The sequence below is a fragment of the Parabacteroides timonensis genome (assembly GCF_900128505.1).
Classification (GTDB): Bacteria; Bacteroidota; Bacteroidia; order Bacteroidales; family Tannerellaceae; genus Parabacteroides; species Parabacteroides timonensis.
Genome location: NZ_LT669941.1, coordinates 546,004 through 569,791 on the forward strand (window position 1 = coordinate 546,004; position 23,788 = coordinate 569,791).

The 23,788-nt window shown below is 35.5% G+C and carries 24 protein-coding genes and 1 pseudogene; 22 read left to right on the top strand and 3 right to left on the bottom strand.

Going from position 1 to position 23,788, the window contains the following annotated elements; all coding sequences use genetic code 11:
- Positions 1 to 14 precede the first annotated feature (14 nt).
- The 21 genes and pseudogenes from BQ7394_RS09755 to BQ7394_RS09855 all read left to right on the top strand — a co-directional run bounded on the left by BQ7394_RS09755 (position 15) and on the right by BQ7394_RS09855 (position 21,318).
- Positions 15 to 1,934: a UDP-N-acetylglucosamine 4,6-dehydratase family protein gene (locus tag BQ7394_RS09755; RefSeq protein WP_075557268.1), complete on the top strand. Its 1,920-nt coding sequence runs from the start codon at positions 15 to 17 to the stop codon at positions 1,932 to 1,934.
- A gap of 40 nt (positions 1,935 to 1,974) precedes the next feature.
- Positions 1,975 to 2,982, top strand: coding sequence for an endonuclease/exonuclease/phosphatase family protein (locus BQ7394_RS09760; protein WP_235848722.1), 1,008 nt, complete (start codon positions 1,975 to 1,977; stop codon positions 2,980 to 2,982).
- Between the two features lie 5 nt (positions 2,983 to 2,987).
- Positions 2,988 to 3,956, top strand: a complete 969-nt coding sequence (locus BQ7394_RS09765) for an SDR family oxidoreductase (RefSeq protein ID WP_075557270.1) — start codon at positions 2,988 to 2,990, stop codon at positions 3,954 to 3,956.
- A gap of 22 nt (positions 3,957 to 3,978) precedes the next feature.
- Positions 3,979 to 5,247, top strand: a complete 1,269-nt coding sequence (locus BQ7394_RS09770; protein WP_075557271.1) for a nucleotide sugar dehydrogenase — start codon at positions 3,979 to 3,981, stop codon at positions 5,245 to 5,247.
- Between the two features lie 94 nt (positions 5,248 to 5,341).
- Positions 5,342 to 6,469, top strand: coding sequence for a glycosyltransferase (locus tag BQ7394_RS09775; RefSeq protein ID WP_075557272.1), 1,128 nt, complete (start codon positions 5,342 to 5,344; stop codon positions 6,467 to 6,469).
- 44 nt (positions 6,470 to 6,513) lie between these two features.
- On the top strand, positions 6,514 to 7,908 hold the full coding sequence (locus tag BQ7394_RS09780; RefSeq protein WP_139317696.1) for a hypothetical protein: 1,395 nt from the start codon (positions 6,514 to 6,516) through the stop codon (positions 7,906 to 7,908).
- Between the two features lie 48 nt (positions 7,909 to 7,956).
- Positions 7,957 to 9,468, top strand: a complete 1,512-nt coding sequence (locus BQ7394_RS09785) for a lipopolysaccharide biosynthesis protein (RefSeq protein ID WP_075557274.1) — start codon at positions 7,957 to 7,959, stop codon at positions 9,466 to 9,468.
- Positions 9,458 to 10,471, top strand: coding sequence for an acyltransferase family protein (locus BQ7394_RS09790; protein WP_075557275.1), 1,014 nt, complete (start codon positions 9,458 to 9,460; stop codon positions 10,469 to 10,471). Before BQ7394_RS09785 ends, BQ7394_RS09790 begins: the two co-directional genes overlap by 11 nt.
- 10 nt (positions 10,472 to 10,481) lie before the next feature.
- Complete coding sequence (locus tag BQ7394_RS09795) at positions 10,482 to 11,858, top strand: phenylacetate--CoA ligase family protein (RefSeq protein WP_139317697.1); 1,377 nt, start codon at positions 10,482 to 10,484, stop codon at positions 11,856 to 11,858.
- Positions 11,848 to 12,600, top strand: coding sequence for a DUF2334 domain-containing protein (locus BQ7394_RS09800; RefSeq protein ID WP_075557277.1), 753 nt, complete (start codon positions 11,848 to 11,850; stop codon positions 12,598 to 12,600). Before BQ7394_RS09795 ends, BQ7394_RS09800 begins: the two co-directional genes overlap by 11 nt.
- Before the next feature lie 280 nt (positions 12,601 to 12,880).
- Positions 12,881 to 13,966 (top strand): glycosyltransferase, encoded by a 1,086-nt coding sequence (locus BQ7394_RS09805; protein ID WP_075557278.1) that lies wholly within the window; start codon positions 12,881 to 12,883, stop codon positions 13,964 to 13,966.
- A 3-nt stretch (positions 13,967 to 13,969) separates the two neighbouring features.
- Complete coding sequence (locus BQ7394_RS09810) at positions 13,970 to 15,124, top strand: glycosyltransferase family 4 protein (protein WP_075557279.1); 1,155 nt, start codon at positions 13,970 to 13,972, stop codon at positions 15,122 to 15,124.
- A 168-nt stretch (positions 15,125 to 15,292) separates the two neighbouring features.
- Entirely contained in the window at positions 15,293 to 16,672 is a 1,380-nt protein-coding gene (locus BQ7394_RS09815) for an MBOAT family O-acyltransferase (RefSeq protein WP_394333711.1), read from the top strand.
- A 9-nt stretch (positions 16,673 to 16,681) separates the two neighbouring features.
- A complete protein-coding gene (locus BQ7394_RS09820; RefSeq protein ID WP_075557281.1) occupies positions 16,682 to 17,602 on the top strand; it encodes a hypothetical protein in 921 nt (306 codons plus the stop codon).
- Positions 17,603 to 17,821: 219 nt separating this feature from the next.
- Positions 17,822 to 18,430: a sugar transferase gene (locus tag BQ7394_RS09825; protein WP_075559959.1), complete on the top strand. Its 609-nt coding sequence runs from the start codon at positions 17,822 to 17,824 to the stop codon at positions 18,428 to 18,430.
- A 5-nt stretch (positions 18,431 to 18,435) separates the two neighbouring features.
- Positions 18,436 to 19,020 carry an acetyltransferase gene (locus tag BQ7394_RS09830; protein WP_075557282.1) on the top strand — a complete coding sequence of 195 codons (585 nt, stop codon included), beginning with the start codon at positions 18,436 to 18,438 and terminating at the stop codon, positions 19,018 to 19,020.
- Positions 19,021 to 19,025: 5 nt separating this feature from the next.
- Positions 19,026 to 20,267: a DegT/DnrJ/EryC1/StrS family aminotransferase gene (locus BQ7394_RS09835; RefSeq protein WP_075557283.1), complete on the top strand. Its 1,242-nt coding sequence runs from the start codon at positions 19,026 to 19,028 to the stop codon at positions 20,265 to 20,267.
- A 32-nt stretch (positions 20,268 to 20,299) separates the two neighbouring features.
- Positions 20,300 to 20,557, top strand: coding sequence for a hypothetical protein (locus tag BQ7394_RS09840; protein WP_075557284.1), 258 nt, complete (start codon positions 20,300 to 20,302; stop codon positions 20,555 to 20,557).
- A gap of 29 nt (positions 20,558 to 20,586) precedes the next feature.
- Positions 20,587 to 20,787 (top strand): annotated as a pseudogene (locus BQ7394_RS09845) (UDP-N-acetylglucosamine 2-epimerase (non-hydrolyzing)); the annotation flags it as partial.
- 97 nt (positions 20,788 to 20,884) lie between these two features.
- Positions 20,885 to 21,010, top strand: a complete 126-nt coding sequence (locus BQ7394_RS26470) for a cupin domain-containing protein (RefSeq protein ID WP_262497542.1) — start codon at positions 20,885 to 20,887, stop codon at positions 21,008 to 21,010.
- Between the two features lie 104 nt (positions 21,011 to 21,114).
- Entirely contained in the window at positions 21,115 to 21,318 is a 204-nt protein-coding gene (locus BQ7394_RS09855) for a hypothetical protein (protein ID WP_075557285.1), read from the top strand.
- Between the two features lie 345 nt (positions 21,319 to 21,663).
- Here the strand turns inward: BQ7394_RS09855 and BQ7394_RS09860 are convergent, their stop codons facing one another.
- From BQ7394_RS09860 to BQ7394_RS09870, 3 genes are read right to left on the bottom strand one after another with little or no spacing between them, the layout of a single operon-like run.
- Positions 21,664 to 21,981, bottom strand: a complete 318-nt coding sequence (locus BQ7394_RS09860; protein ID WP_075557286.1) for a hypothetical protein — start codon at positions 21,979 to 21,981, stop codon at positions 21,664 to 21,666.
- A 26-nt stretch (positions 21,982 to 22,007) separates the two neighbouring features.
- Complete coding sequence (locus tag BQ7394_RS09865) at positions 22,008 to 22,469, bottom strand: glucosaminidase domain-containing protein (protein WP_075557287.1); 462 nt, start codon at positions 22,467 to 22,469, stop codon at positions 22,008 to 22,010.
- Positions 22,470 to 22,473: 4 nt separating this feature from the next.
- Positions 22,474 to 22,971, bottom strand: a complete 498-nt coding sequence (locus BQ7394_RS09870; protein WP_308587619.1) for an HU family DNA-binding protein — start codon at positions 22,969 to 22,971, stop codon at positions 22,474 to 22,476.
- Positions 22,972 to 23,270: 299 nt separating this feature from the next.
- Here BQ7394_RS09870 and BQ7394_RS09875 point away from each other — a divergent pair, with 299 nt between their 5' ends.
- A complete protein-coding gene (locus BQ7394_RS09875; protein ID WP_075557289.1) occupies positions 23,271 to 23,714 on the top strand; it encodes a hypothetical protein in 444 nt (147 codons plus the stop codon).
- The last annotated feature ends 74 nt before the right edge of the window (positions 23,715 to 23,788 follow it).

A 23,788-nucleotide genomic window follows, 5' to 3' on the forward strand; every position in this document is an offset into this window, starting at 1 on the left:
CTAATTTATAACTTATGAATATCAATAGTTTTGCACTAGTATTATCACGTGTTAAATTCTTTAACCGTTGGATCGTCTTATTTATTGATTTATTTTTATCAATTCTGGCTACTGCGACTTCCCTGTCATTCCTATGGTATATCCTGGGGACGGAGCTTGTAGACGATTCTCTTTTTCATATATTATTCATTTCTTTTTGTGCCAGTCTGGTTAGTTTCTTTTTATGCCAGACTTATAAAGGTGTGATCCGTCACTCAGCTTTTACTGAAGCAGGGCGTCTGGCTTTATCTTCCTTACTGAAGGTTCTCTTCATTGTCGTTTTGGTTTATCTGACCACGACGATTCAATCTCCTCGTGAATTAGCGTTGGGAGCCGTTGTCGACTTGTTCCTGACATTCTTCCTTTTGACTATCCTCCGTGTTTTCATGATTGTTTTCTATACGATTATAGTCGATAGTGTATCCTCAAATCAAGGGAAACTATTGATCTATCAAGGGGATAAACCCGGGCCTTTCTTGTTTGATGCTTCTATAAATGATAAGCTACTATATAAGGTATGTGGATTCCTTCGTTTTGGAGATTACAAACGCTTGCGTGTAGGTAAATGTAGTGTTTATTCAATCAAAGAACAGGTAGGCTTTAACCATTTGGTTAACCGAAAAAATATCAAAGCGGTCTTGTTCACCGACTATCATCTGGTTAAAGAGGAGAGTGAACGTCTGGTCCGCTACTGTGAGAAGAAAAAAGTTCGTATGTTGATACTTCCTTCGGTCGACGAACTGAAAAAAGGAAAAATCAACTTTCATAACCTGCCTGAAGTACATATAGAAGATTTGCTGGGTCGTGAGGAGATTTGTATCAATATGACAGAGATCGTCGCTTCCCTGAAAGGAAAAGTCGTACTAGTCACCGGAGCAGCCGGTTCTATAGGCAGCGAACTTTGCCGCCAGTTATGTACCTTCGACCTGAAGCAGCTGGTCTTGTTCGACAGTGCCGAAACCCCCATGCACAATATACGTCTGGAACTAGAAGAAAAATTTCCTCAGGTAGAATTTACTCCTGTAATGGGAGATATCCGGATGCTCGATCGTGTTGAATCTGTTTTCCGTCGTTTTCAGCCTCAGTATGTATTTCATGCTGCCGCCTATAAGCATGTACCTCTGATGGAGGAGAATCCCTGTGAAGCCGTTCATACGAATGTATACGGTACGCGTAATGTAGCGGATATGGCAGTCAGGTATAATGTCGATAAGTTCATTATGGTTTCTACCGACAAAGCTGTCAATCCGACGAATGTGATGGGAGCTTCCAAGCGTCTGGCAGAAATCTATGTACAAAGTCTGAGCATCGCTATCAGCAAAGGTTTGCATCCTGGTAAAACCCATTTTATCACCACCCGTTTTGGAAATGTATTAGGCAGTAACGGCTCCGTTATTCCTCGTTTCCGTGAGCAATTAGCGAAAGGTGGTCCTTTAACAGTCACCCATCCGGACATTATCCGTTATTTCATGACGATCCCGGAGGCATGTCGTCTGGTACTGGAAGCAGCCTTTATGGGTAAGGGAAATGAGATATTTGTCTTTGATATGGGTTCTCCTGTAAAGATCGCCGATCTGGCTCGCCGTATGATTGAACTGGCAGGTCTTATCCCCGATGAAGATATAGAAATCCAGTACACCGGTCTTCGTCCCGGCGAGAAACTATATGAAGAACTTCTGGCAACGAAAGAAAATACCCTTCCTACGAATAACGCCAAAATATACCGTGCCCAGGTGAGAGAATATGACTACGAAGACATTTGTAAGGTCATGAATCCGTTGATCGAATTGGCGATCAAAGTGGATAAAATGGGTACAGTTAAGTATATGAAAGGGATTGTACCGGAGTTCAAGAGTAAGAATTCGGAGTATGAGGTGTTGGATAAGGTTGAATAATATCCTGTTGATATTCTTGGTCATCTTATCCATCCTTTGTTTGATTGGAGGACGTTGTGTTGAGGGAATTTTTATCTGGCTTTCTCTTCTGACATTAGCTGTTTGGCCAATATTGGTGGGTAATCTGTTGATGGGAATAATCCAATTGTTTACAAAGAAGAAGTGGAGAAGTCTCATTTCTCTGTTTGCCATTTTGCTTCATACAGATTATTTATTGGCGGTTTATCAGCCGCTATATTGGAACAAATCAGTCGTATCGGAACAAGAAGGAACTCCTCTGACTGTTGTCACTTACAATACCAGCCATTTTAGTTGGAATAAGAAGTACACAATGAATGAAGCTGCCGCTTATATAAAGGAACTTCAGCCGGATATTGTCTGTTTCCAGGAAGCACCCAGTGCCAATGACGGGTATTATCATCCGGACAGTATTCGATATGCATTTGATTATGTTTTGTATAAATATATAAGCAAACGTACAGATCATTTGTCGGCAACGATTTACAGCCGTTATCCGATTCATTCGGTGAAAGCCCTTTATTATGAAAACTCTCGGAATATGTCATTGATAGCTGATGTAAAAGTGAAAAATCAGTATATCCGAGTCATAAACAATCATTTGGAGACAACAAGTGTCAATGCTTATTTAGGAAGAATCATTGCACCTGGCAAGGATTTAAAAACTAGGTTAGATGCAGTTAAGGATTTAATTCTTCAGATGAATAGTAATAATCGGAAACGAGCTGAACAAGCGGACATGATACGTGCAGAGATTGAGGAATCTCCTTATCCTGTATTAGTTTGTGGTGATTTTAATGATACACCGGCTTCTTATGCTTATCATCGAATTCAGAAAAGCTTGGTGGATGGTTTTCGTGATTGTGGAAGGGGTTACCAATATACATTCCGGCAGTTGTATAAGTTATGGCGGATTGATTATATTTTGTATTCGAAATCGTTAGAAGGCAAGGAGTCTTATTCTCCAGAAACATCTTATAGTGATCATAATATGGTGATTTGGAAAGGTCTAATAAATAAATCTCAATAAAATCAATGAAAGTTTTAGTCACTGGAGGTGCCGGTTTTATCGGTTCCAATCTCTGTGAGTACCTTTTAGTAGAAGGGCACACAGTTCGTTGTTTGGATAATTTCGCAACAGGAAAATCTGAAAATATTTTTCCGTTGCTAGAAAAGTATCCACAAACATTTAGTTTACAAGTAGGAGATATTCGCAATATTGAAGACTGTCGAAAGGCTATGGAAGATATGGAATATGTTTTGCATGAAGCTGCCTTAGGTTCTGTTCCGCGTTCTATTAAAGATCCGATTACGACAAATGATGTCAATATTGGTGGTTTTATGAATATGTTAGTAGCTTCTCGTGATGCAGGAGTCAAACGTTTTGTTTTTGCTGCTAGTTCTTCTACATACGGGGATAGTAAATCCTTGCCAAAAGTGGAAGATGTGATTGGTAAACCATTGTCTCCATATGCGATTACTAAGTATGTTGATGAACTTTATGCCGATGTTTTTGCACGAACTTACGGAATCGAATATATCGGATTGCGCTATTTTAATGTTTTCGGTCGTCGTCAAGATCCCTTTGGGGCTTATGCAGCAGTAATACCACTGTTTGTTAAAAAGTTCATGAAGCATGAAGCTCCCAACATCAATGGAGATGGAGAATATAGCCGTGATTTTACTTATATAGACAATGTGATTCAAATGAATATGCTGGCATTGACAACTACAAATCCTGAAACAGTCAATCAGATATACAATACAGCATTTGGAGAACGTACTACTTTAAATCAATTGGTAACTTATTTGCGTGAATATCTTTCAGAATTTGATGCTGAAATAGCTGACATCGAGCCTACATACGGTCCGAATCGTGCTGGAGACATTCCACATTCTTTGGCTTGTGTAGATAAGGCTCGAAATTTGTTAGGCTATGATCCTCAATTTAGTATGAAACAAGGTTTAAAAGAATCTGTAAAGTGGTATTGGGAAAATATTTAAAAACGATAAATTGCAAAAATCAATGAATGCTGAAGTAAAAATTGCCGTAATAGGCTTAGGTTATGTAGGTTTACCCCTAGCACGATTGTTTTCTACGAAGTATAAAACTATCGGTTTTGATATGAATCAAGCACGTGTAGATACTCTAATGGCTGGACATGATACGACGCTTGAAGTTTCTGATGATTTGTTACAATCGGCTATTGCTAATGGATTCATATGTACTGCTAATATTGAAAATATCCGTGATTGTAATTTTTATGTAGTTGCAGTTCCTACACCTGTAGATGAGAATCATAATCCTGACCTGACTCCATTGTATAGTGCTAGTACGACAGTAGGAAAAGTAATATCTAAAGGTGATATTGTAGTTTACGAGTCAACTGTATATCCTGGAGTTACAGAGGACGAATGTATTCCTGTTGTCGAAAAAATATCAGGTTTGAAGTTTAATGAAGATTTTTTTGCGGGTTATTCTCCTGAACGTATCAATCCAGGTGATAAACTTCATACAGTAGAAAAAATTAAAAAAGTAACTTCGGGTTCTACTCCTCGGATTGGTGAAATAGTAAATGATATATATTCATCTGTAATTACTGCTGGAACACATTTAGCCCCTACCATTAAGGTCGCTGAAGCTGCTAAGGTTATTGAGAACTCTCAACGTGATATCAATATTGCTTTCGTGAATGAGTTAGCGAAAATTTTCAATCTAATGGATATTGATACACAAGCAGTTCTTGAGGCTGCAGGTACAAAATGGAATTTTTTACCTTTCCGTCCTGGTTTAGTTGGTGGGCATTGTATCGGTGTTGATCCATACTATCTCGCGCAGTGTGCTCAGCGTTATGGTTACAATCCAGAAATTATTCTCTCTGGTCGTCGTATGAACGATGGTATGGGTGAGTATGTTGCAACCGAGGTTGTTAAACTTATGCTCAAGAAAGGTATCGTTGTGCTCAATTCAGAAGTACTAATTTTTGGCTTTACCTTTAAAGAAAACTGCCCAGATTGTCGAAATACTAAGATTGTTGATATCGTAAAAGCTCTCAAAGAATATAATCTCAATATCTCTATCTACGATCCATGGGTAAATTCTGCAATTGCAAGAAACGAATATGGTATAGAAATAACTAATGAACTACCGAAAGAAAAATTTGATGCAGTCATTCTCGGTGTAGCTCACAATGAGTTTAAGGAGGTTGATATTCGTTCATTTTGTAAGAAAAATGGTGTAGTTTACGATGTTAAATGGTTGTTGCCTTATGAACAGGCAGATGGACGCCTCTAATGAAATAAACTCTTATTATACGATTAGCTGCAGGGGAGTCAACTCTCTCTGTAGCTATAATTTATTAAATTATTGATACCGCATTTTAGTTAATATGAAAACAATACTTCTTCTAGTTCCTACAATAGTTGGGCATGGACAAGAGCGTCAAGCTGTATTAGCTGCTGAGATTTTGAAATCAATATACGATGTCAAATTGGTAGTTTTCGATAATAGAGAAATAGAGTATTCTGTTAATGTTGATTTAATTTCATTAGATTTGCCAGCTTTGTTAGGGATAAAGAAAATAGTAAGATTAGCTAAAAGAGTGTATAAGTTAAAAAAACTAAGAAATAAACTTAATGTTTATGCTGTAATATCTTTTGGAACGAGTGCAAATCTTGTTAATTCTCTTTCAAGAGGGAGAGGAAAAACTATAATATCATATCGTGGTTTTGCAGCTTTACAACTGAGCTATGAACTTAAACTATGTTGTAATATGGCAGATAAGATATTCTGTATTAGTGAGGGTATGAGTAATCGTATCGCTCAGTTGTATCCTCAAAATAGTTCAAAAATATCAACTATTTATAATGGATTGGATATTGATGGAATAAAAAAGTTGATGAATGAGAAGATTGATTATAAACCAACTTCTCCTTCTTTTGTGACAATAGGCCGGTTGGAACCAGTAAAAGGTCACAAACATATATTAAAAGCTTTTAAAGAAGTTCTTGTTAATGAGCCTATGGCTTCTTTAACTATTATTGGAGAAGGTTCGTTGAGTGGAAATCTTGAATGCTTAGCTAAGGAATTGGGTATTGCTGAAAATGTGTTTTTTGTTGGTAAGAAAACTAATCCATTCCCTTGGATTAAGCAATGTGATATTTGTGTACAAGCTTCTATTACTGAAGGTTTTCTTAATGTAATAACAGAGGCTGGCGTTTGTGGTGTTCCTACTATTTCTACAGATTGCCCATCTGGACCTCGTGAGATTCTTAATGAGAAACTAACTGACAAAGAAATAGAAGATGTTGAAGTCTGTCGATATGGTGTATTAGTTCCTTCTTTCCTTACTTCAGATTCTGATGAACCACAGAAAGAATCAATTCTAGCAAAAGCCATGCTTTCTTTATGGCGTGATAAAATTTTATATAAAAGCCTTCAAGTAGCTATGACTGATAGAGTTAATGATTTTTCTTTGGCTGTTTACAAATCGAATCTCTTGGATATTATTAGATAATGCATTCATCAATATACTCAATTCGGACTTCAGGCTATAACTATTTGGTTGCGATAATAATATTGATCCTAAGTATTATTACCTCAGGGCTAATATTATTTGATGTAGCTAGACCTCCGCAATATGGGATGACTTGTTTGTTGCCTTTGGCCTTTGCTTTTACTGCCATTCCTTTATTGTTGCAAAATAAACCATTTGAATATATCTATAGTACTATTATACTTCTCACCTATTTTGGACGAAACGTTATAACACCATTATTTATGGTTTTAGGAGGATATCAGTCTGCATTATTAGGTAATGTAATATTGGAGACAATTCCAGAAGCCTCATTAATCATGGTGTTTGATACTATTGTGGTTCTGGCATTTTTATCTCGTACCTTGAGTCGACATCCTATAAATGAAATTAAGTATAATATAAACATAGCTAATTGTAAGCTATCAAAGAAGTTGGCTTTATTTATTGTTATTCTAATAGTTCTTGGTATATTGATATTAAGGATAGATAGTTCAATAGGTCAACATACGTTTCTTTATTTGCTAGACACAGAAAAAGAATATTTTGCATTGTCAGACCCTTCAAAGGGTATTGGAACACTAAGTATGTATGTCCAATTAATTAGTACAATATTTGTAATAATACAAATTTTTCTACCACCAATGCTCTTATATTATATTTCTAAAATAAAATTAGTATTTATTCGAACATTATTGTATGTTACATTGGTAGTTATTGTTTGTGTAGTTGCTACAGAAGATCGACTAAACTCTTTGCTTGCAGGTATTGCTTTGCTTCTAACTATGAGAGATGTCTTAGGTGATGAATTTCGTAATAAGTTTAAAGTCTTGTTGACATCATTTTTGATTTTAAGTATGATTGCATTATTGATTAAAACCAATGCTTTTTCTGGAAATGGAGATGTGAATTATGTAGATGTTTATACAACTTTTGCAGCTTACTTTAGTTATATACCAACTGTTGCTGATGGTGTTTTATTTTTGGAAAATGATGGAAGATTTCAAATATTTAGCATAATACCTGATTTTATATCAAAGATACCATATGCATCATATATATTGAATATGTTTGCTGATGTACATTTGCAAAATAGTAATCAATCTTTTAATATATTTATATCCAATCAAATAGGCCATTCAATAGGTCAAATATTGCCAACAACAATGGTTGGTGTTAGATATTTTGGATATTTATTAGCTCCTTTATTTCCTTGTATATTGGTCTCTATTTCTAATCGATTTGAAACAAAAATTAACGAGCAAAAAAACATTGTTTCCAGAATGCTATATATTTGGATAACTGTTTGTTGTTCTATGTCATTAGTGGTTGCAAGCGGTCTGTTGGTAATGGGTAAAATTGCATGGTTCTATATTTTGAAAATTATTTTTAAATTATTCGATAGGAATAAATCTATCTAAATATTTTTACTTTTAAGATTTACTTGATAACTAACCTGGCTTATTTCAATGACTAATAAGAAAAAACTATTTTTGAACATATTGGCATCCTATGCTTTTGAATTTGTAAGTATAATTTCAGGTTTTATTATACCAAGATTGATGCTTGTTGCTTACGGATCTGATGTAAATGGTCTAGTTAGTTCAATAACCCAATTTTTAGGTTTTATAAGTTTTCTGGAGGCTGGAATAGGAGCTGTTATTAAAGCCAATTTATATAAACCATTAGCTTGTAAAGACTCTATAGCATTAAGTCGAGTGTTAAAATCAGCAAGAAATTTTTTTAGAGTGATTGCTATAATACTATTGATTTATACAGCAGTATTAATAGTTGTTTATCCTTCTATAGTAAGTTCTAATTTTGATTTTGTTTTTGTTGCATCTTTAATAATAATTATATCTGCAAGTTCTTTCGCTCAGTATTTTTTTGGTATAACAAATCAAATATTACTAAATGCTGATAAGTTGGTATATGTTCAATTATTCATTACAATAATTGCTGTGTTGTTAAACACTGTATTGTCTTGGGGGTTAATAACGATGGGTTGTTCAATACATATAGTAAAATTATCAACAGCAATTATTTTTATATTGAAACCTATAGCTCTTGATTTGTTTGTAAAGAGGAACTATGTTATCGATTATACTATTAGATTATCAGATGAGCCAATAAAACAAAAGTGGAATGGTATGGCTCAACATATGGCAACAATAGTTCAAGACAATGCAAATATAATAATCCTAACAGTTTTTTCTACGCTGAGCAATGTTTCTATATATGCCGTGTATTGTCTTGTTACAAACGGAGTTAAACAACTAGTTGCGACTATAAGTTTGGGTGTTTCTCCTATTATTGGGGAATTGATTGCTAAAAACGAAAAATTAGAATTGAATAATATTTTCTCATATTATGAGTGGAGTACTCATATTCTTTCTACTTTTCTGTTCTCAATAACATCTGTATTAATAGTTCCTTTTGTGATGGTTTATACTTTAGGTGTAGAGGATGCAAATTATTGTGTTCCATTGTTTGCTACGTTATTGTGTATCACTGCTGCATTGCGCTGTATTCAGCAATGCTACAATGTTGTAGTCCAATCAGCTGGGCATTTTAAGCAAACACAAAATGCAGCTATTATTGAACCTGTTATAAATTTAATTCTTTCAGTTTTTTTAGTAAAGTCTTATGGCTTGATAGGAGTTACTATTGCAATGATAGTATCATTGTTTTACAGAATGTTGTACCTTGTATATTATTTAAGACGACAAATACTAAATAGAACTTTTAGATCTTTCATATATCAAATGTTTGTTGATATAATAAATATAAGTTCTATAGTTTCATTTGGCAGTTTGTATACTTCTACTCAAAATTGTGATGGTTACATTGATTGGATAATAATGGCGATTGTGGTTTTTTGTATAGCTTTTATTATCACATCGGTTGTTAATATTTTGTTTTTTCGAGATAATTGTAGAATAGTATTAAATTTAATTATAAGGAAATTTTATGCAAAATAGAAAAGAAATTGATAGAAATATTTCTATTGATATTCTAAAAGGAATAGGAATATTGTCTATGATTATTGGACATTCTAATTTTGGCTCTATAACTGAAATTTATATTGCTGGTTTTCATATGCAATTGTTTTTCATTATATCAGGTTTATTTTTTTCTCCTGATAAATATTTACTTGTCGATTTTCTAAAAAGAAAAGCCAAAAGTCTTTTGTTGCCATATTTTTCTTTCGCTTTGATAACAATATTTCTTTGTTTAATAGTGAATTGGATAAGGGGAGAGGAATTATATCCTATCGAAAATATATTGAAAGGCATAGTTTTTAGTAATAGAGCAATATTTCCGATAACTGGAGCTTTATGGTTTTTACAATGTTTGTTTTTTGCAGAGTTATTTTTTTTCTTTATTGTAAAAATTAAAAATAAAGTTATATTGATGATACTTTTAGGTTTTATTGCTTCATTATCATATTGGCAGAGTATTTCTAATGTGTGGTTCCCGTTTGCAATTGATTCTGCTTTATCAGCTGTGGTATTTATAGGAGTCGGTTATTTATTTAAGTCTTATATGAACAAAATAAATATTTCTAAGAATCAAATATTGTCTTGGGCTATAATTATTCTATTTATTTCTTTAATAACAATTTTTTATAATGGTCAAGTTAATCCTAGAATATGTACATATGGTAATATATATTTATTTTTTTTTAATGCTATTATTGGAACTATTGGTTGGTATTTATTTTCTGCATATTTATTTAAATCAAAATTTGAATATTACTCTTTTTTGTCTTATATAGGTAGGAATTCTATTATCTATTTAGGACTAAATCAACTAATAATATTAGCTTTATATCATATTTTTAATTTGATGTATAATTTTGATTATTTTATTCTGAAAGCGGTTAGAAATATTGCTATTTGTTTTTTGACAACAATAATGTTGTATTATATATCTATTCTATTTAATAAATCAAGATTAAAAATTTTAATTGGTAAATTTTAATTTGCATAATATGTTTGATTTGAAAGAAAGATTTGTTGCTTTTAAAAAGAAATTGAGAGGAAGTCCATCATTAATACCAGAGTTGTATGATGCTATATTAAGAGAGGAATGGTCGCGTTATGATTTATTGAAATATAGTTTTATAAGGCGAAAAGAAATAGTTACTTATGCTTATAACCATTGTTCTTTTTATAAAAAATATTATGACGATAATGGTTTTCATCCTACACAGTTAATTACAGAATCGGATTGGGAAAAAGTTCCGATAATTATCAAAAAAGATATAAAAGATAATTATGATAAATTAATTTCTGATGATGTTCCGCAAGGAATTGGTAGAATAAAATCAACAGGAGGATCAACAGGTACACCTTTGAAAGTTTTGTCAGATACCAGAGTGTCATACTATCCTATTTTGTATAGATCATTAAGGTGGTATAATGTGTCATTTGCATCAAATTATGCAGATGTAGGTAGAAATGTAAAGCCTATAAATTTCAGGCATCGATTTTTTCGATTTCTAAACAGTTTTCCTGTTCGAAAGATGGTTCTTGATGCTTCATCTATCACAGAGAAAGATTTGAGTAATTTTTGTAAAAAAATTGATAGAGTAAAACCTAAATATATTTGTGGTTATGCAGGTACTATACTAAATATAGCACGGTATATTGTAGAGAATAATATTCAAGTTCACAAAATAGATCTCATATGGACTACCTCTTCACCTATTAGTAACTTAGACAGACATATCTTAAAAAAAGCATTTGGTGGTGAGATAATGGATCAATATGGATCTGTAGAGGTTTCTGCTATAGCAATGGAGTCTCCAGAACATATAGGACTATATGTTCCAGATGATTATCGATATGTGGAAATCGTAGATGACGAATATAAGTTAGTTGAGGATGGGGTCTATGGAAATATTGTTGTAACTGATTTTTGTAATAGAGTCTTTCCTTTAATAAGATATAAAAATAATGATGTGTCAAGAAAGCTAACTAATAAGGGAATATATCCATTTACACTTATTGATTCTATAAAAGGTAGAGTTTCGGACTATATAATTACGCCTTCTGGACGTCAAGTAAGTGGAGAATATCTTACGACAATATTTGATGATTATCCTGATATAATATCGGCATTTCAGGTTATACAGCATAAAGACTATTCTTTGACAATAAAGTATATTCCATTGTCAGAAGGCGAGATTCTTACAAACTCTATTGAAAATGTAAATAATAGCCTGAAGAAAGTAACAAATGAAGAGGTACTTATAGATATGATTGCAGTTTCAGAAATAAAAGATGAACTTGGAAAGTTTCGATTTGTAATAAATGAACTAACGGGAAATTTAAAATCCATACAAAATAAAATAGATGCAAGCTAAATACCTTATTAGATTAGATGACGCTTGTCCAACAATGGATAAGATAAAATGGTTTCGTATGGAATCTTTACTTGATAAATATAATATCAAACCTATGGTTGGTCTTATACCTAATAATCAAGATCCTAAAATGATGATATATCCAGAAGATATGACCTTTTACGAAAAAAAAGGAGTAATAGATAGGTGGAAGAAGAAAGAGTGGTCCTTTGCTTTACATGGATTTAATCATACTTATACATCTTTCAATGGTTTACAAGGAATAAATCCTGTTTGGAAAAAATCGGAATATGCAGGATTATCGCTTGAAGAGCAACGATTTAAGATTCGTGCTGGTTTATCAATTTTAAAAGAAAAAGGAATCACTCCGAGATATTTTTTTGCACCTAGTCATACTTTTGACGAAAATACTCTTCAAGCATTAAAATTGGAAAGTGAAATACGTGTTATAAGTGACACAATTGCCAGAAAGCCTTATAAATCAAATGGGTTTGTTTTTATTCCTCAAATAAGTGGGCATTGTTGTGAAATGCCGATAAGTGGTGTTTGGACATTTTGTTTTCATCCCAATACAATGAAAGATACTGATTTTGTAAATGCAGAAGAGTTTTTTTCTAAACATAAAAATGAATTTATTTCTTTTGAGGATATAAATATATATAATATAAAAGAAAAAGATTTAGTTAGTAAATTGATGTCTTGGGCATATTTTTCTTATAGAAAAATATGCAGGTTTTATTAAATAATGTGTGCTTCTTGATTTCATTACTTATTTACTATTGTTTATTATACGCTTAAGATCAGCTGGATAGTTTTTTCTGATGAATGGTCTTAGGGCTGTGTAAGTTTAAAAAAGACAATCTATATGCCGTATAAATGTAAAAAATGTTATTGTTTTAGTCCTATCAGTATTGTAATGGTGGGTAAAGCTGATGGGAAATATGAAGGATGTGAAATTTTAATAGATAGATAGTTTTTGATTATTCTCCACTGGTTTGTAACTTTGAAATGAGATAATAAGAATGAAGAAAGCTTTAATAGTAGTACAAGCAGATACAAGGAAGGGGGGGGCAGAAGAGGTTTCATATCAAGTATGTAAAGAGTTGTATTCTCAAGGATACTTGATGGATGTATGCTTCTTATTGAATCAAAAAATGGGAGATTGGGACGATATAAAACAGAGAGGTATAACATTTCATTATACAAAAGCGTCTAACACTCTTGGACAGTTTGTTCAGTTGATACAAAATTGTATCAGTCTTCGAAAGAATAAATATACTTTGGCTTTTTGTTCTTTATCTCGTTTAATCCTTATAGTAGGGCTGTTACGTAGATTGAAAGTACTAAACATTGAGAAATTTGTAGGAAGAGAATCAACGAATGTATTTCTGCGTTTTAGAGGTGTTAAATTGACTTATAAAAAGATTATTTATAAAATAGGTTATCCAGCACTGGACACTCTGGTATGTCAGACCTCATTGATGAAACAACAGTTAATTGAAAATATCCCTTGGCTTAGTAAATCAGCCAATGTAATTGTTGTTCATAATCCTTTTAACAATTCAACGCGTGAGATGATGAAAGATTCTATGGCGGACATACAAGTGCCTAAGCCTTATATTGTAACGGCTGGAAGATTTATTCCAGAAAAAGGATATGATATACTTATTGCTGCTTTTAAGAGACTTCGAGACGATTTTCCTAACCTTAATCTTCTTATTTTGGGAGATGGAAAACTGAGGTGTGAAATTCAATCGCAGATTAATGCATTAGAACTTGGACAAAACGTAATATTGGCAGGACGGGTAAATAACGTCTATCCTTATTTTAGAGACGCAGAAATGTGTGTTGTTTCATCTCGTCAAGAAGGATTTCCTAATGTTTTATTACAAATGATGTCGCAAAACAAGAGAGTTGTATCAACACTTTGTGCTGGTGATATAGATTGTATTGAAGGTTTGTTTCTTTGTAAACCATGTGATGAAGATGCTTTGTTACATGCTTTAAGAACTTGTTTAGAATGCGAATGTACAGAGTGTAAAGTGAAATTTGAGAAAGAACTTGAAAAAAGAAATATCCAAAGTTTTGTAAATAAGGTGTTTTTTTAAAAAATGAAAAAAAGAAAAAAATTAATCCGTATAACAACAGTTCCTATATCGCTTAAGACTCTGCTGAAAGAACAGTTAAAGTTTATGAGGGACTACTATGATGTTATTGCCATATCTTCAGATGGGGATTGTTTTAACCAGATGTTGGAGGAACAAGGTAATCCTCGCAGTTACAGAGTGGAGATGTCGCGTAAGATAACTCCATTCAAGGACTTAGTATCACTCTTTAAATTGATATGCATCTTTGTGAAAGAACGCCCTGACATAGTGCATACGCATACGCCTAAGGCTGGGTTTCTTGGTATGTTAGCTGCTTGGATAACAAGAGTACCTAACCGTTTCCATACTGTTGCAGGTTTACCTTTATTGATTGCAACAGGTAATAAACGTAAGGTGTTGAATTGTATAGAGCGTTTGACTAATGGTTGTGCCACCAGAGTATATCCTAACTCTTTTGTAATGCGTGACATAATGGAAAAGGAGCGTTTAGCAAATCCCTGTAAAATGAAGGTGATTGGTAATGGTAGCTCTAATGGTATTGATACATTATTTTTCTCTCCTGATGCTGTTACAAAAGCAAAAGAAGAATTGCGTAAGGAATTGGGCATAGCAGATGATGAAGTTGCATTCATATTCGTAGGTCGTGTAGTACAAGATAAGGGTATGAATGAAACTTGTGAGTCTATGCGCGAACTAGTGAATGAAGGTAAGAAGTGCAAACTAATTGTAGTGGGTAACTTTGAGAATGAATTGAACTCTCTAAAACCGGAGAACGAGGCATTTATAAGGAATAACTCTTCTGTGAAATTCTTGGATTTTCAGACGGATGTGCGTTCATTTCTGAAAGCGGCTGATGTTCTGATACTAGATAGTTATCGTGAAGGTTTTCCGAATGTAGTGATGCAGGCAGGTGCCATGGGATTGCCTTGTATCGTAAGTGATATCAACGGTTGTAATGAAATTGTAGTAGAAGGCAAGAATGGCTTAATTGTTTCCCCGCAACAAACAAAATCTTTGTATGAAGCAATGAAGAAGTTGATAGATAATCCAGATATACTTGTGACAATGGCAAAGGAGGCAAGAGTAATGATAACCAGTCGTTATGAACGGAAAATTTTATGGGAAGCGTTGTTGGAGGAGTATAAAACTGTAGAATAACATACTTATAGATGTAAGTCTTCGCTTGTAAAAAATATCAATAGGATATGTGTTGGTGTCCGATTTTGATATATTATATTTCAAGAAAAAAGTGGAATTATAAATAAATTATGAAAAATTTAAAAGCAAATGTTATTTAATTCACTTAATTTTATGTTGTTTCTCGTAATGGTAGTATTTATTTACTATTCTATAACTGTGAATCGGTGGAGAAAAATATTCCTATTATTGGCATCATACTATTTTTATGCATGCTGGAATGTGGTATTCGTGGGCATCCTGTTTTTTGTTACAATGATAAGCTATGTGTTTGGACTGTATCTGTATAGAAGGAAATCAAAGTTAGTACTGACTGCAGGGATAATAACCTTATTGTTGCCACTTGTGACATTCAAGTATCTAAACTTCTTGTTATCCTCAGCCAACGATGTGTTTAAGGCTTTTAGTTTTGATATATCTATACGATTGGTAAATTTGATGTTGCCTGTGGGGATATCATTTTTCACATTTATGGCTATAGGCTATGTTGTCGATGTGTTTAAGCAAAAGGTGGAGGTGGAACGGAATCTGATGGACTATGCTCTTTTTTTAGGTTTTTTCCCCCAGATAACAAGTGGTCCTATTGGAAGAGCCGGACAACTGATTCCTCAGTTCAAAGAGAAACAAATCCTCATTTATGAGAATTTCGCAATTGGTGCTCGGATGATGTTGTGGGGATTCTTTATGAAACTTGTTGTTGGTGATAGAGCTGGTATTTATGTTGATACTGTTTTTGGTGCATTTGAGCATCATTCAGGTATATCTCTCATGCTTGCTTCTGTCTTGTATTCAATTCAAATATATTGTGATTTTGCAGGCTATTCATTTATTGCGATTGGGTGTGCTCGTATTATGGGATATCAATTGATGGTAAACTTTATGCGTCCTTATTTCGCAATTTCTGTAGGTGATTTTTGGCGTAGATGGCATATTTCGTTATCTACTTGGTTTAGAGATTATGTATATATACCCCTTGGAGGTAATCGATGTAGTAAGTTTAGACAGTTTCTGAATCTGATGATAACGTTCCTAGTGTCTGGTTTATGGCATGGTGCAGCATGGAATTTTGTCTTGTGGGGAGGGCTTCATTCTGTTTGTCAGATAGTTGTAAAGTTGACAAGTAAAGGTAGAGAAAAAATATGGAAGGATTGTACAAGTTTGTGGATAAAGAGACTACGTACAATAGGCAATATGACTTTCACCTTTGTAACTGTTACATACCTTTGGATGATATTTAGAATACCTTCTTTTTCGCAAGCTATTGAGATTACAAAAGGATATTTACAGGAGGGTTCATTGTATCTGCATCCAACAACAATTTTCTTTTTGGGAGTTGGATTTGTTATTTTGTTGATAAAAGACTTAAAAGATGAGTATTTACCAGAGAAACATTTTTTCTTGGAGAGTAAATATGCAGTGGTACGTTATGGTTCATTTGCAACCTTACTTGCTATAATAATTTTCATTGGTATTTTGGGTGATGGTCAGTTTATCTATTTCCAATTTTAAATAATGAAAATGATGAAACAAATTCTTTATTCAATCACTGGAGTAATTATAGCTTTTTGTATAATAGACTCTACTGGTGGTTTTGTATGTGGACAACTATATCATAATGCAAAATATAGTTTGTTTGCAAGACAAAATTATGTATTAAACGAATCGGAAGATGATATTCTAATTATAGGTTCTTCACGAGCTGCACATCATTATATTCCTTCGATAATTGAGGATTCTTTAGGTTTGAGTTGCTATAATGCTGGTAGTGATGGTATGTGTATCTATTATCATTATGCCTTATTATCTTCTATGATAGAGAGAGGGCACATGCCAAAGATGGTAGTTTGTGAGGTTATGGAGACTGATATTGTATCTTCTAATAGTGCTACATTTTCGTTGGATGCTGCTGTATCAAGATTGGCTCCAGAGTTTGGTAAGTATGCAGCGGTAGATTCTCTCATAGCGTTGAAAGGGTATACTGAAATGGTTTATATGCATTCTGCTTTGTATAGATATAATTCTCAAATTGTGCAATTATTACGTTGTAATTATTCTCCTCAAGCAGATGATAAAGGATATGAACGTCTTGATGGTATTTTTTTACAAAAAAATAATATAGCAAAGAATTCTGTTTCAGATGAGACATTAAGAATCGAGAAGGGAAAACTTGAATGTATCAAACAATTGATAAAGCTCTGCAAGAATAATGGAATAGCTTTGATGTTTGTTTATTCACCTACAAATATTGATGTAAATAAAGAAGCTGTTAAAGTGGTAATGAAGATTGCTCAATTGGAGTACATCCCCTTTCATAATTTTTATAATAATGTGGTATTTTGTTCTAATGAATTATTCAAGGATGGTTCTCACTTAAATCATTCTGGTGCAACCTTGTTTACGAAATTGATAGTAAAAAAAATCAAAGATATATATAATTAAATATAATTTATATTTGTGTGATTTTACTCCCCCTTTGAGTTTTTGAATTAGTAGAGAAAGGTGTTGTTTTTTCTTTGAAAATAGATGTGCTTTACGATGCAATAATTTGTATAGTAGAGAGGATTACTACAATTCTCAGTCAAAGAATACCCATGTGTAAATCATTTCATGTATAGAGTTTTGTGTGTAATTAATTATATGATTTTTCAACAAGATAGTATGTATAAACACTTTTTCAAACGATTGATAGACTTTATCATCGTTTTTAGTGTACTAGTCGTGATTTGGCCGGTACTATTGTGTATTGCCCTTTGGTTACATTTTGCCAATAAAGGGGCAGGAGCTTTCTTTATGCAGGAGCGTCCAGGGAAAGATAAAAAGATTTTCAAAGTAGTTAAATTTAAGACAATGACGGACGAGCGAGATGTGGAAGGCAATCTACTTCCAGATGCGGAGCGTCTCACAAAAGTTGGTCGCTTTGTCCGCTCTACATCTATGGATGAACTGCCCCAGTTGATTAATGTCCTGAAAGGAGATATGGCATTGATTGGTCCGCGCCCTCTGCTGGTTCAATATTTGCCTTTGTACAATGAGGAACAAGCTCGTCGGCATAATGTTCGTCCCGGCATTACCGGATGGGCACAGGTAAATGGACGCAATGCAATCAGTTGGACAAAGAAGTTTGAATTGGATGTTTGGTATGTGGATCATTGTTCACTTCTGTTGGATATAAAGATAATTTTTTTGACGATAAAGAAAGTCTTTGTTCGGGAAGGTATATTCCAGGAAGGACAGGCTACGATGGAGTATTTTACCGGTAATAATTAATAATCATGTATTTATACGGGGCAAGCGGTCATGCTAAAGTGATCATTGACATATTGAAAGCAAATGAAGTAGATGTTGATGGGTTGATTGATGACAATCCGGAGATAAATGACCTTTTAGGATATCCAGTTTTTCATGGAAAAGAAAATCTTTTTCCTTTGATTATAAGTATTGGTAATAACAATATTCGTCGGAAAATAGCCGAAAAATTAAGGGGAGAATTTGGTATAGCCATTCATCCTTCGGCTTTGCTTTCTCCGTACGCTTCAGTTGGTGAGGGGAGTGTAATAATGCAGGGAACAATATTGCAATCATGTGTACAAGTTGGGCGACATTGTATTATAAACACAGGAACTTCTATCGACCATGAATGTATAATTGAAGATTATGTACATGTTTCACCACACTCTACTTTATGTGGAAATGTTTTTGTTGGAGAAGGTACTTGGATTGGAGCTGGAACAACGATTATTCCAGGTGTAAAGATAGGTAGATGGTCGATAATTGGTGCTGGCTCAGTGGTCACAAAAGATATTCCAGATAGAGTTTTAGCTGTAGGAAATAGGTGTAAAGTATTAAAAAATATATAATATCAATGAACAAACGAATCTACCTTTGCCTCGCCCACATGAGTGGCAAAGAACAAGCATTCATAAAAGAAGCCTTCGATACCAACTGGGTAGTTCCACTCGGTCCGAATGTGAATGGCTTTGAGAAAGATTTGGAAATATTTGTAGGGGAGGACAAACACGTCGTTGCCCTCTCAGCCGGTACAGCCGCTGTACACCTTGCTCTCTTAGCCTGTGGTGTCGGCCCGGGTGATGAAGTAATTGTACAAAGCTTTACCTTTTGTGCATCTTCACATCCTGTGACTTATTTGGGAGCTACTCCGGTCTTTGTCGACTCAGAGGCAGAGACTTGGAATATGGACTCGGAACTATTGGAGAAAGCAATTGTTGACCGAATAGCGGTTACAGGTAAGAAGCCGAAGGCTATTGTCCCTGTTTATCTGTATGGTATGCCAGCTAAAATTGAAGATATTATGGCTGTGGCAAACAAATATGATATTCCGGTTATCGAAGATGCTGCTGAAGGATTAGGTAGTCGCTATGATGGCCAGGTTTGTGGTACATTTGGACAGTATGGAGTACTCTCTTTTAATGGGAACAAGATGATAACCACTTCCGGTGGCGGCGCATTGATCTGCCCGGATGAAGAATCGAAAAAGAAGATTATGTTCTATGCAACCCAGGCTCGCGAGTCCTATCCTTATTACCAGCATGAAGAGATAGGTTACAACTATCGCATGTCGAATATCTGTGCCGGTATCGGACGCGGACAGATGACAGTACTGGATGAACATATTGCTCATCATAAACATATATGTCAGCTTTATAAGGAACTGCTTGCTGGAGTAGAAGGAATTAGATTGCATGAAAATCCCTCTTCCCGGTTTGATAGTAACTATTGGCTGAATACAATTTTGCTTGATCCATTTTTGCATGTGAAAGGCGAAGAACATGCTTATGAAGAGACTATACAGGGAGCCGTAGGAGGTGCAGCCGGTGTGACGCATGAGGCTTCTTCCTTGCATACTGCCTCCGAGCCGAACCGAAATGTAGAAGCTATGCGTATGGCATTGGATGCTGCCGGTATCGAATCTCGTCCGTTATGGAAACCGATGCACTTGCAACCCGTTTATAAGAATAATCCTTGTTATGTGAACGGTGTAAGCGAATCTTTGTTCAAACAAGGTCTTTGTTTGCCGAGTGGACCTTGTGTGACGGATGAAGATGTGGTTTATATTGTGCAAGAGATCAAGAAGGCGATTATGTGACTTATGGTGACTACTTTGAAGAAAAATAAGTTATGATAAAGTCTGATACATGGCGAGTTGATATATCCAAAGATGTAATGACTTTGCGGGAATATAAACTTCAAGAGTTACACCGGATTACCAAATCTTTGGTAGTTGTGTATGATACAGAGAAAAGTGAGTGTGTGATGCTTAAAGATTTGTTGGAAAAGGTGACAGCATATACAATGGAAGCCATAAAAAACGGAGGACCATTCTATACTACATCTGAAGTTTTTGATTCTATTGACTGGAAATTTGGATGGAAGTAATTTGGTTGGCTTCGGGAGGCGGGGAGAGAGACAAAGGCAACTTCATCTTAGCCGGCATTACGATAGAACAGGTATTACAAGCTGTGGATGTAGCTGTTGAGATGAATAAAGACGGTACTTTAGGAATCCCTGTTCCTAATTATGTGGATGAGAATGTATCGGTGAATGTAGTCAAGCTAATACAAAGCTATACCGGAGTCATTAATAAAATGGTTTGGAGGAAATATTGAAACAAACGTACCTGTTGTTGCGGGGAAAGATTCGGATTATGTTTTATTCTGATGAGAAAGAAGAAATCGAATCAACCCTATTGGGTCCGTTGGCTGGATGCTATGGTGTACATATACCGGCTACCAGTGGCATACATTGGAAGTACTGGAAGCCGGTTCTGTATTGTTTGAAGTAAAAGACGGTCCTTATACTCCATTAGGGGAAAACGATGTATTGAAATAAGAATTTTTTTATTGGATTCCGATCGTATAAAAGTTGATTAAAAAAAGCTGTGGTTCCGGAAATAGTTCATACATTTGCCCGTATATTCTAAATAATATATGACTATGAAGAAAAAGAACGTAGAATACCAACATTCAGAAAGTGAAGGATCTTCACTGCAGGAACCTGTAGCTGTATACCAGCGAGATATTTCATTAAGACAAATACCTGAACATATTGTAAAAGATATAGAGGTAAGTAAAGAAGAATATCAAAAAGGACTGGCTGTTCCTGTCTCAGAGTTTATGAGGAAATATAGGAATGTATAATCTTGTAATTACTCCTAGGGCACAATGGCTATTGACAATACATGTAATATAATTTTAAATGCGTGGGGAGTTAAATGCTATAATAACCTGATAGATGAATTGGAACGTTGTTTTAAAATAATACAATGTTATCCGTTGGCATTTCAGGAAAGTTCCCGATATTCTGGAATTAGACAGTGTGTCGTTACTTCCTTGAATATCTTATATTATATGATTGAAGGAGATGATGTAGTTATTTTAGCATTTGAAGATACACGAATGGACCCTGATAAAGTTTTTGATTTATAAGAACAGGGAGTGCATCACCTGACACACCCCCTGTCTCCCTTAAAAGGGAAGGATCGCTTACGCAATAAACCATTTATACAAACACCCAACCCCGCCCATCAGCATCAGGCTATATCCCGACATTCCGAGCCAGTCGGCTCCGGATGGCAGAGCTTTTTGCCGGTTTCCCCAGTCTCCCTGGGCGAGAGCGAGAGTATCGCCCCGATGCAGGTCAGGGTCACTTCCGTTTCCCTCATCAGGAGGGAGAGGAGGCTCAGCAGGAGCAGGCAGAGGATGAGGACAGGGGCAGTCACCGGCTGCCGGTCTTTGCTTGCGGGGGAAGATGATCCGGGCAAGGCGGGTGAGGAAGTTGAGAATTGTTTCAAGGACATTCATGGAATTTGAAAATTATAAATTGAAAATTAATTGGCCGGTAACCGCTCGATTGACCGGCAGATCGACACCAGCATCCGCTGATAAGCAGCGCGGTTGTCGCCATTTACTTCGCTGATGTATTTGCTGTAAGCGATCTCCTTGGCGTAGGCTTCGGGATGGAAGGTGAGGGTTGCGGCTATGGGATAAGCCGAGTGGATCAAACGGGCAAAGTCGAGGAAGCTATCTTCGGCAGTGAGATACCGGCGGAACCAGAGAGCCGGACGGTCTCCTGTGGCAGACAAGTCTGTGCGGCCACCATCCCAGAAAGGATTCGGACGGCCGTAGGCAGTGATACCGAAAAAGTTGTTATACTCCACGGCCAGCGAGCTTTCGCCCCAACCCGTTTCAATGGCCGACTGGGCCAGGAGGATGATCGGATTCATCCCGAACCGCTCTCCCGCCTTTTGGGCGAGAGGCAGATACTGTTTGATGTAATTTTGCTTTGTCATAACATTATTCGATTACCGGACGGTCGTCTTCCCCGCCTGAGGGAGGAGTCACTGAACCGGGAAGAGTCCATTTTTCAAAACTGGCATCGCGAACAAGATTCATCAACATCGTTCCCGGATAGAAAACGATATGAGCACGGTTGAACAAAGAGGTCTTAAACTCTTCTTCTGTAGTAGCCCCTTTACTGCCGGCTACCATACGGAAGCTGCCGAAATCGCCCAGATGGATCGATTCGCCATCGGCAAGGGATTCATTCATGACGGTGATAAAACCGTCTAAAACAAGTAGGATATCACCGCGGCTGGCTGTGCTGTATTTGCTGATACGGGCGCAGATACGGTTGAGATCTACTTTTTTGGTAATACTGGTCTGGGCAAAGTAGAGCTCGGTTCCTTCGGCAGCCCCCTTACTCATGTCCTTGCGTTTTACAAGTCTGTACTTTAATGGCATAGTCGGGAAATTAAAAATTAATAATTGAAAATTGTTGGTTATCGATAACATTACAAAGGTACGGCGGCCTGAAAACCCACAGACAGATAGGTGCAGCAAGAGTGGGATAGGAGCAGATAACGACAGTTAATTAACAGGCTTCAGAACACGGGTGTTTCAACGTTAAAACATATATGTTTTAAACGCGAAACATGTATGTTTTACATATAAAGGATATATCATTTCACAATCTCGCAGGCTATATGGATGCCTAATTGGAGAATGAATATGATTAACAAAATAAACAAGCAAATTGAACAACGGATAATCGCTTTTTTAAAAAGACCGTCCGTGAAATAACAGGGAAATATTTGTCGTATCCTTCCCTGGAGGAATCGATTGGAAGAGTGAAGAATAACAGCCATTATATTTTATTGCTGGCTTTATTGTTGGGTGATCCGGAGATAAGGGAAAAGAAAACATGGAACGTTTTGGCTAAATCGTTTTTTACGAATTACAGGGAGATGATATTGCTGTATTGCGGATATGATATCGGGCCGGCTAATCTGGAGCGTATTCGGGTAATGGAACCGAAATTATTTATCGAGTATATGTCGGGAATGTTTCGAAACGGCATGTTTGAAGAGAGTTCGTATGAGGAATTGGCTGAATTTATCAATCTGGTGTTTGATACGGGTTACGAACAGAGTTCTGTTCGCAACCTGCTGAAAGTGGCTCATGAGGATTATCAGCATATCCATGATGGGATCAGGATGGAAATAAAGCGGGAACCTGCCAGGAGAGAAGGAATTTAAATAATTAACCGGTTGATATATTGCCTGTTGGATTGTGAAATATACGCGAAAAACAGTTTTTTATATACGAAAGC

Bases quoted from the DNA above. Each gene is read 5' to 3' on its own strand.
- BQ7394_RS09755 (WP_075557268.1), top strand. From the start codon at position 15: ATGAATATCAATAGTTTTGCACTAGTATTATCACGTGTTAAATTCTTT.
- BQ7394_RS09765 (WP_075557270.1), top strand. From the start codon at position 2,988: ATGAAAGTTTTAGTCACTGGAGGTGCCGGTTTTATCGGTTCCAATCTC.
- BQ7394_RS09770 (WP_075557271.1), top strand. From the start codon at position 3,979: ATGAATGCTGAAGTAAAAATTGCCGTAATAGGCTTAGGTTATGTAGGT.
- BQ7394_RS09775 (WP_075557272.1), top strand. From the start codon at position 5,342: ATGAAAACAATACTTCTTCTAGTTCCTACAATAGTTGGGCATGGACAA.
- BQ7394_RS09785 (WP_075557274.1), top strand. From the start codon at position 7,957: ATGACTAATAAGAAAAAACTATTTTTGAACATATTGGCATCCTATGCT.
- BQ7394_RS09790 (WP_075557275.1), top strand. From the start codon at position 9,458: ATGCAAAATAGAAAAGAAATTGATAGAAATATTTCTATTGATATTCTA.
- BQ7394_RS09795 (WP_139317697.1), top strand. From the start codon at position 10,482: ATGTTTGATTTGAAAGAAAGATTTGTTGCTTTTAAAAAGAAATTGAGA.
- BQ7394_RS09800 (WP_075557277.1), top strand. From the start codon at position 11,848: ATGCAAGCTAAATACCTTATTAGATTAGATGACGCTTGTCCAACAATG.
- BQ7394_RS09805 (WP_075557278.1), top strand. From the start codon at position 12,881: ATGAAGAAAGCTTTAATAGTAGTACAAGCAGATACAAGGAAGGGGGGG.
- BQ7394_RS09810 (WP_075557279.1), top strand. From the start codon at position 13,970: ATGAAAAAAAGAAAAAAATTAATCCGTATAACAACAGTTCCTATATCG.
- BQ7394_RS09815 (WP_394333711.1), top strand. From the start codon at position 15,293: ATGGTAGTATTTATTTACTATTCTATAACTGTGAATCGGTGGAGAAAA.
- BQ7394_RS09820 (WP_075557281.1), top strand. From the start codon at position 16,682: ATGATGAAACAAATTCTTTATTCAATCACTGGAGTAATTATAGCTTTT.
- BQ7394_RS09825 (WP_075559959.1), top strand. From the start codon at position 17,822: ATGTATAAACACTTTTTCAAACGATTGATAGACTTTATCATCGTTTTT.
- BQ7394_RS09830 (WP_075557282.1), top strand. From the start codon at position 18,436: ATGTATTTATACGGGGCAAGCGGTCATGCTAAAGTGATCATTGACATA.
- BQ7394_RS09835 (WP_075557283.1), top strand. From the start codon at position 19,026: ATGAACAAACGAATCTACCTTTGCCTCGCCCACATGAGTGGCAAAGAA.
- BQ7394_RS09840 (WP_075557284.1), top strand. From the start codon at position 20,300: ATGATAAAGTCTGATACATGGCGAGTTGATATATCCAAAGATGTAATG.
- BQ7394_RS26470 (WP_262497542.1), top strand. From the start codon at position 20,885: ATGCTATGGTGTACATATACCGGCTACCAGTGGCATACATTGGAAGTA.
- BQ7394_RS09855 (WP_075557285.1), top strand. From the start codon at position 21,115: ATGAAGAAAAAGAACGTAGAATACCAACATTCAGAAAGTGAAGGATCT.
- BQ7394_RS09860 (WP_075557286.1), bottom strand. From the start codon at position 21,981: ATGAATGTCCTTGAAACAATTCTCAACTTCCTCACCCGCCTTGCCCGG.
- BQ7394_RS09865 (WP_075557287.1), bottom strand. From the start codon at position 22,469: ATGACAAAGCAAAATTACATCAAACAGTATCTGCCTCTCGCCCAAAAG.
- BQ7394_RS09870 (WP_308587619.1), bottom strand. From the start codon at position 22,971: ATGTTATCGATAACCAACAATTTTCAATTATTAATTTTTAATTTCCCG.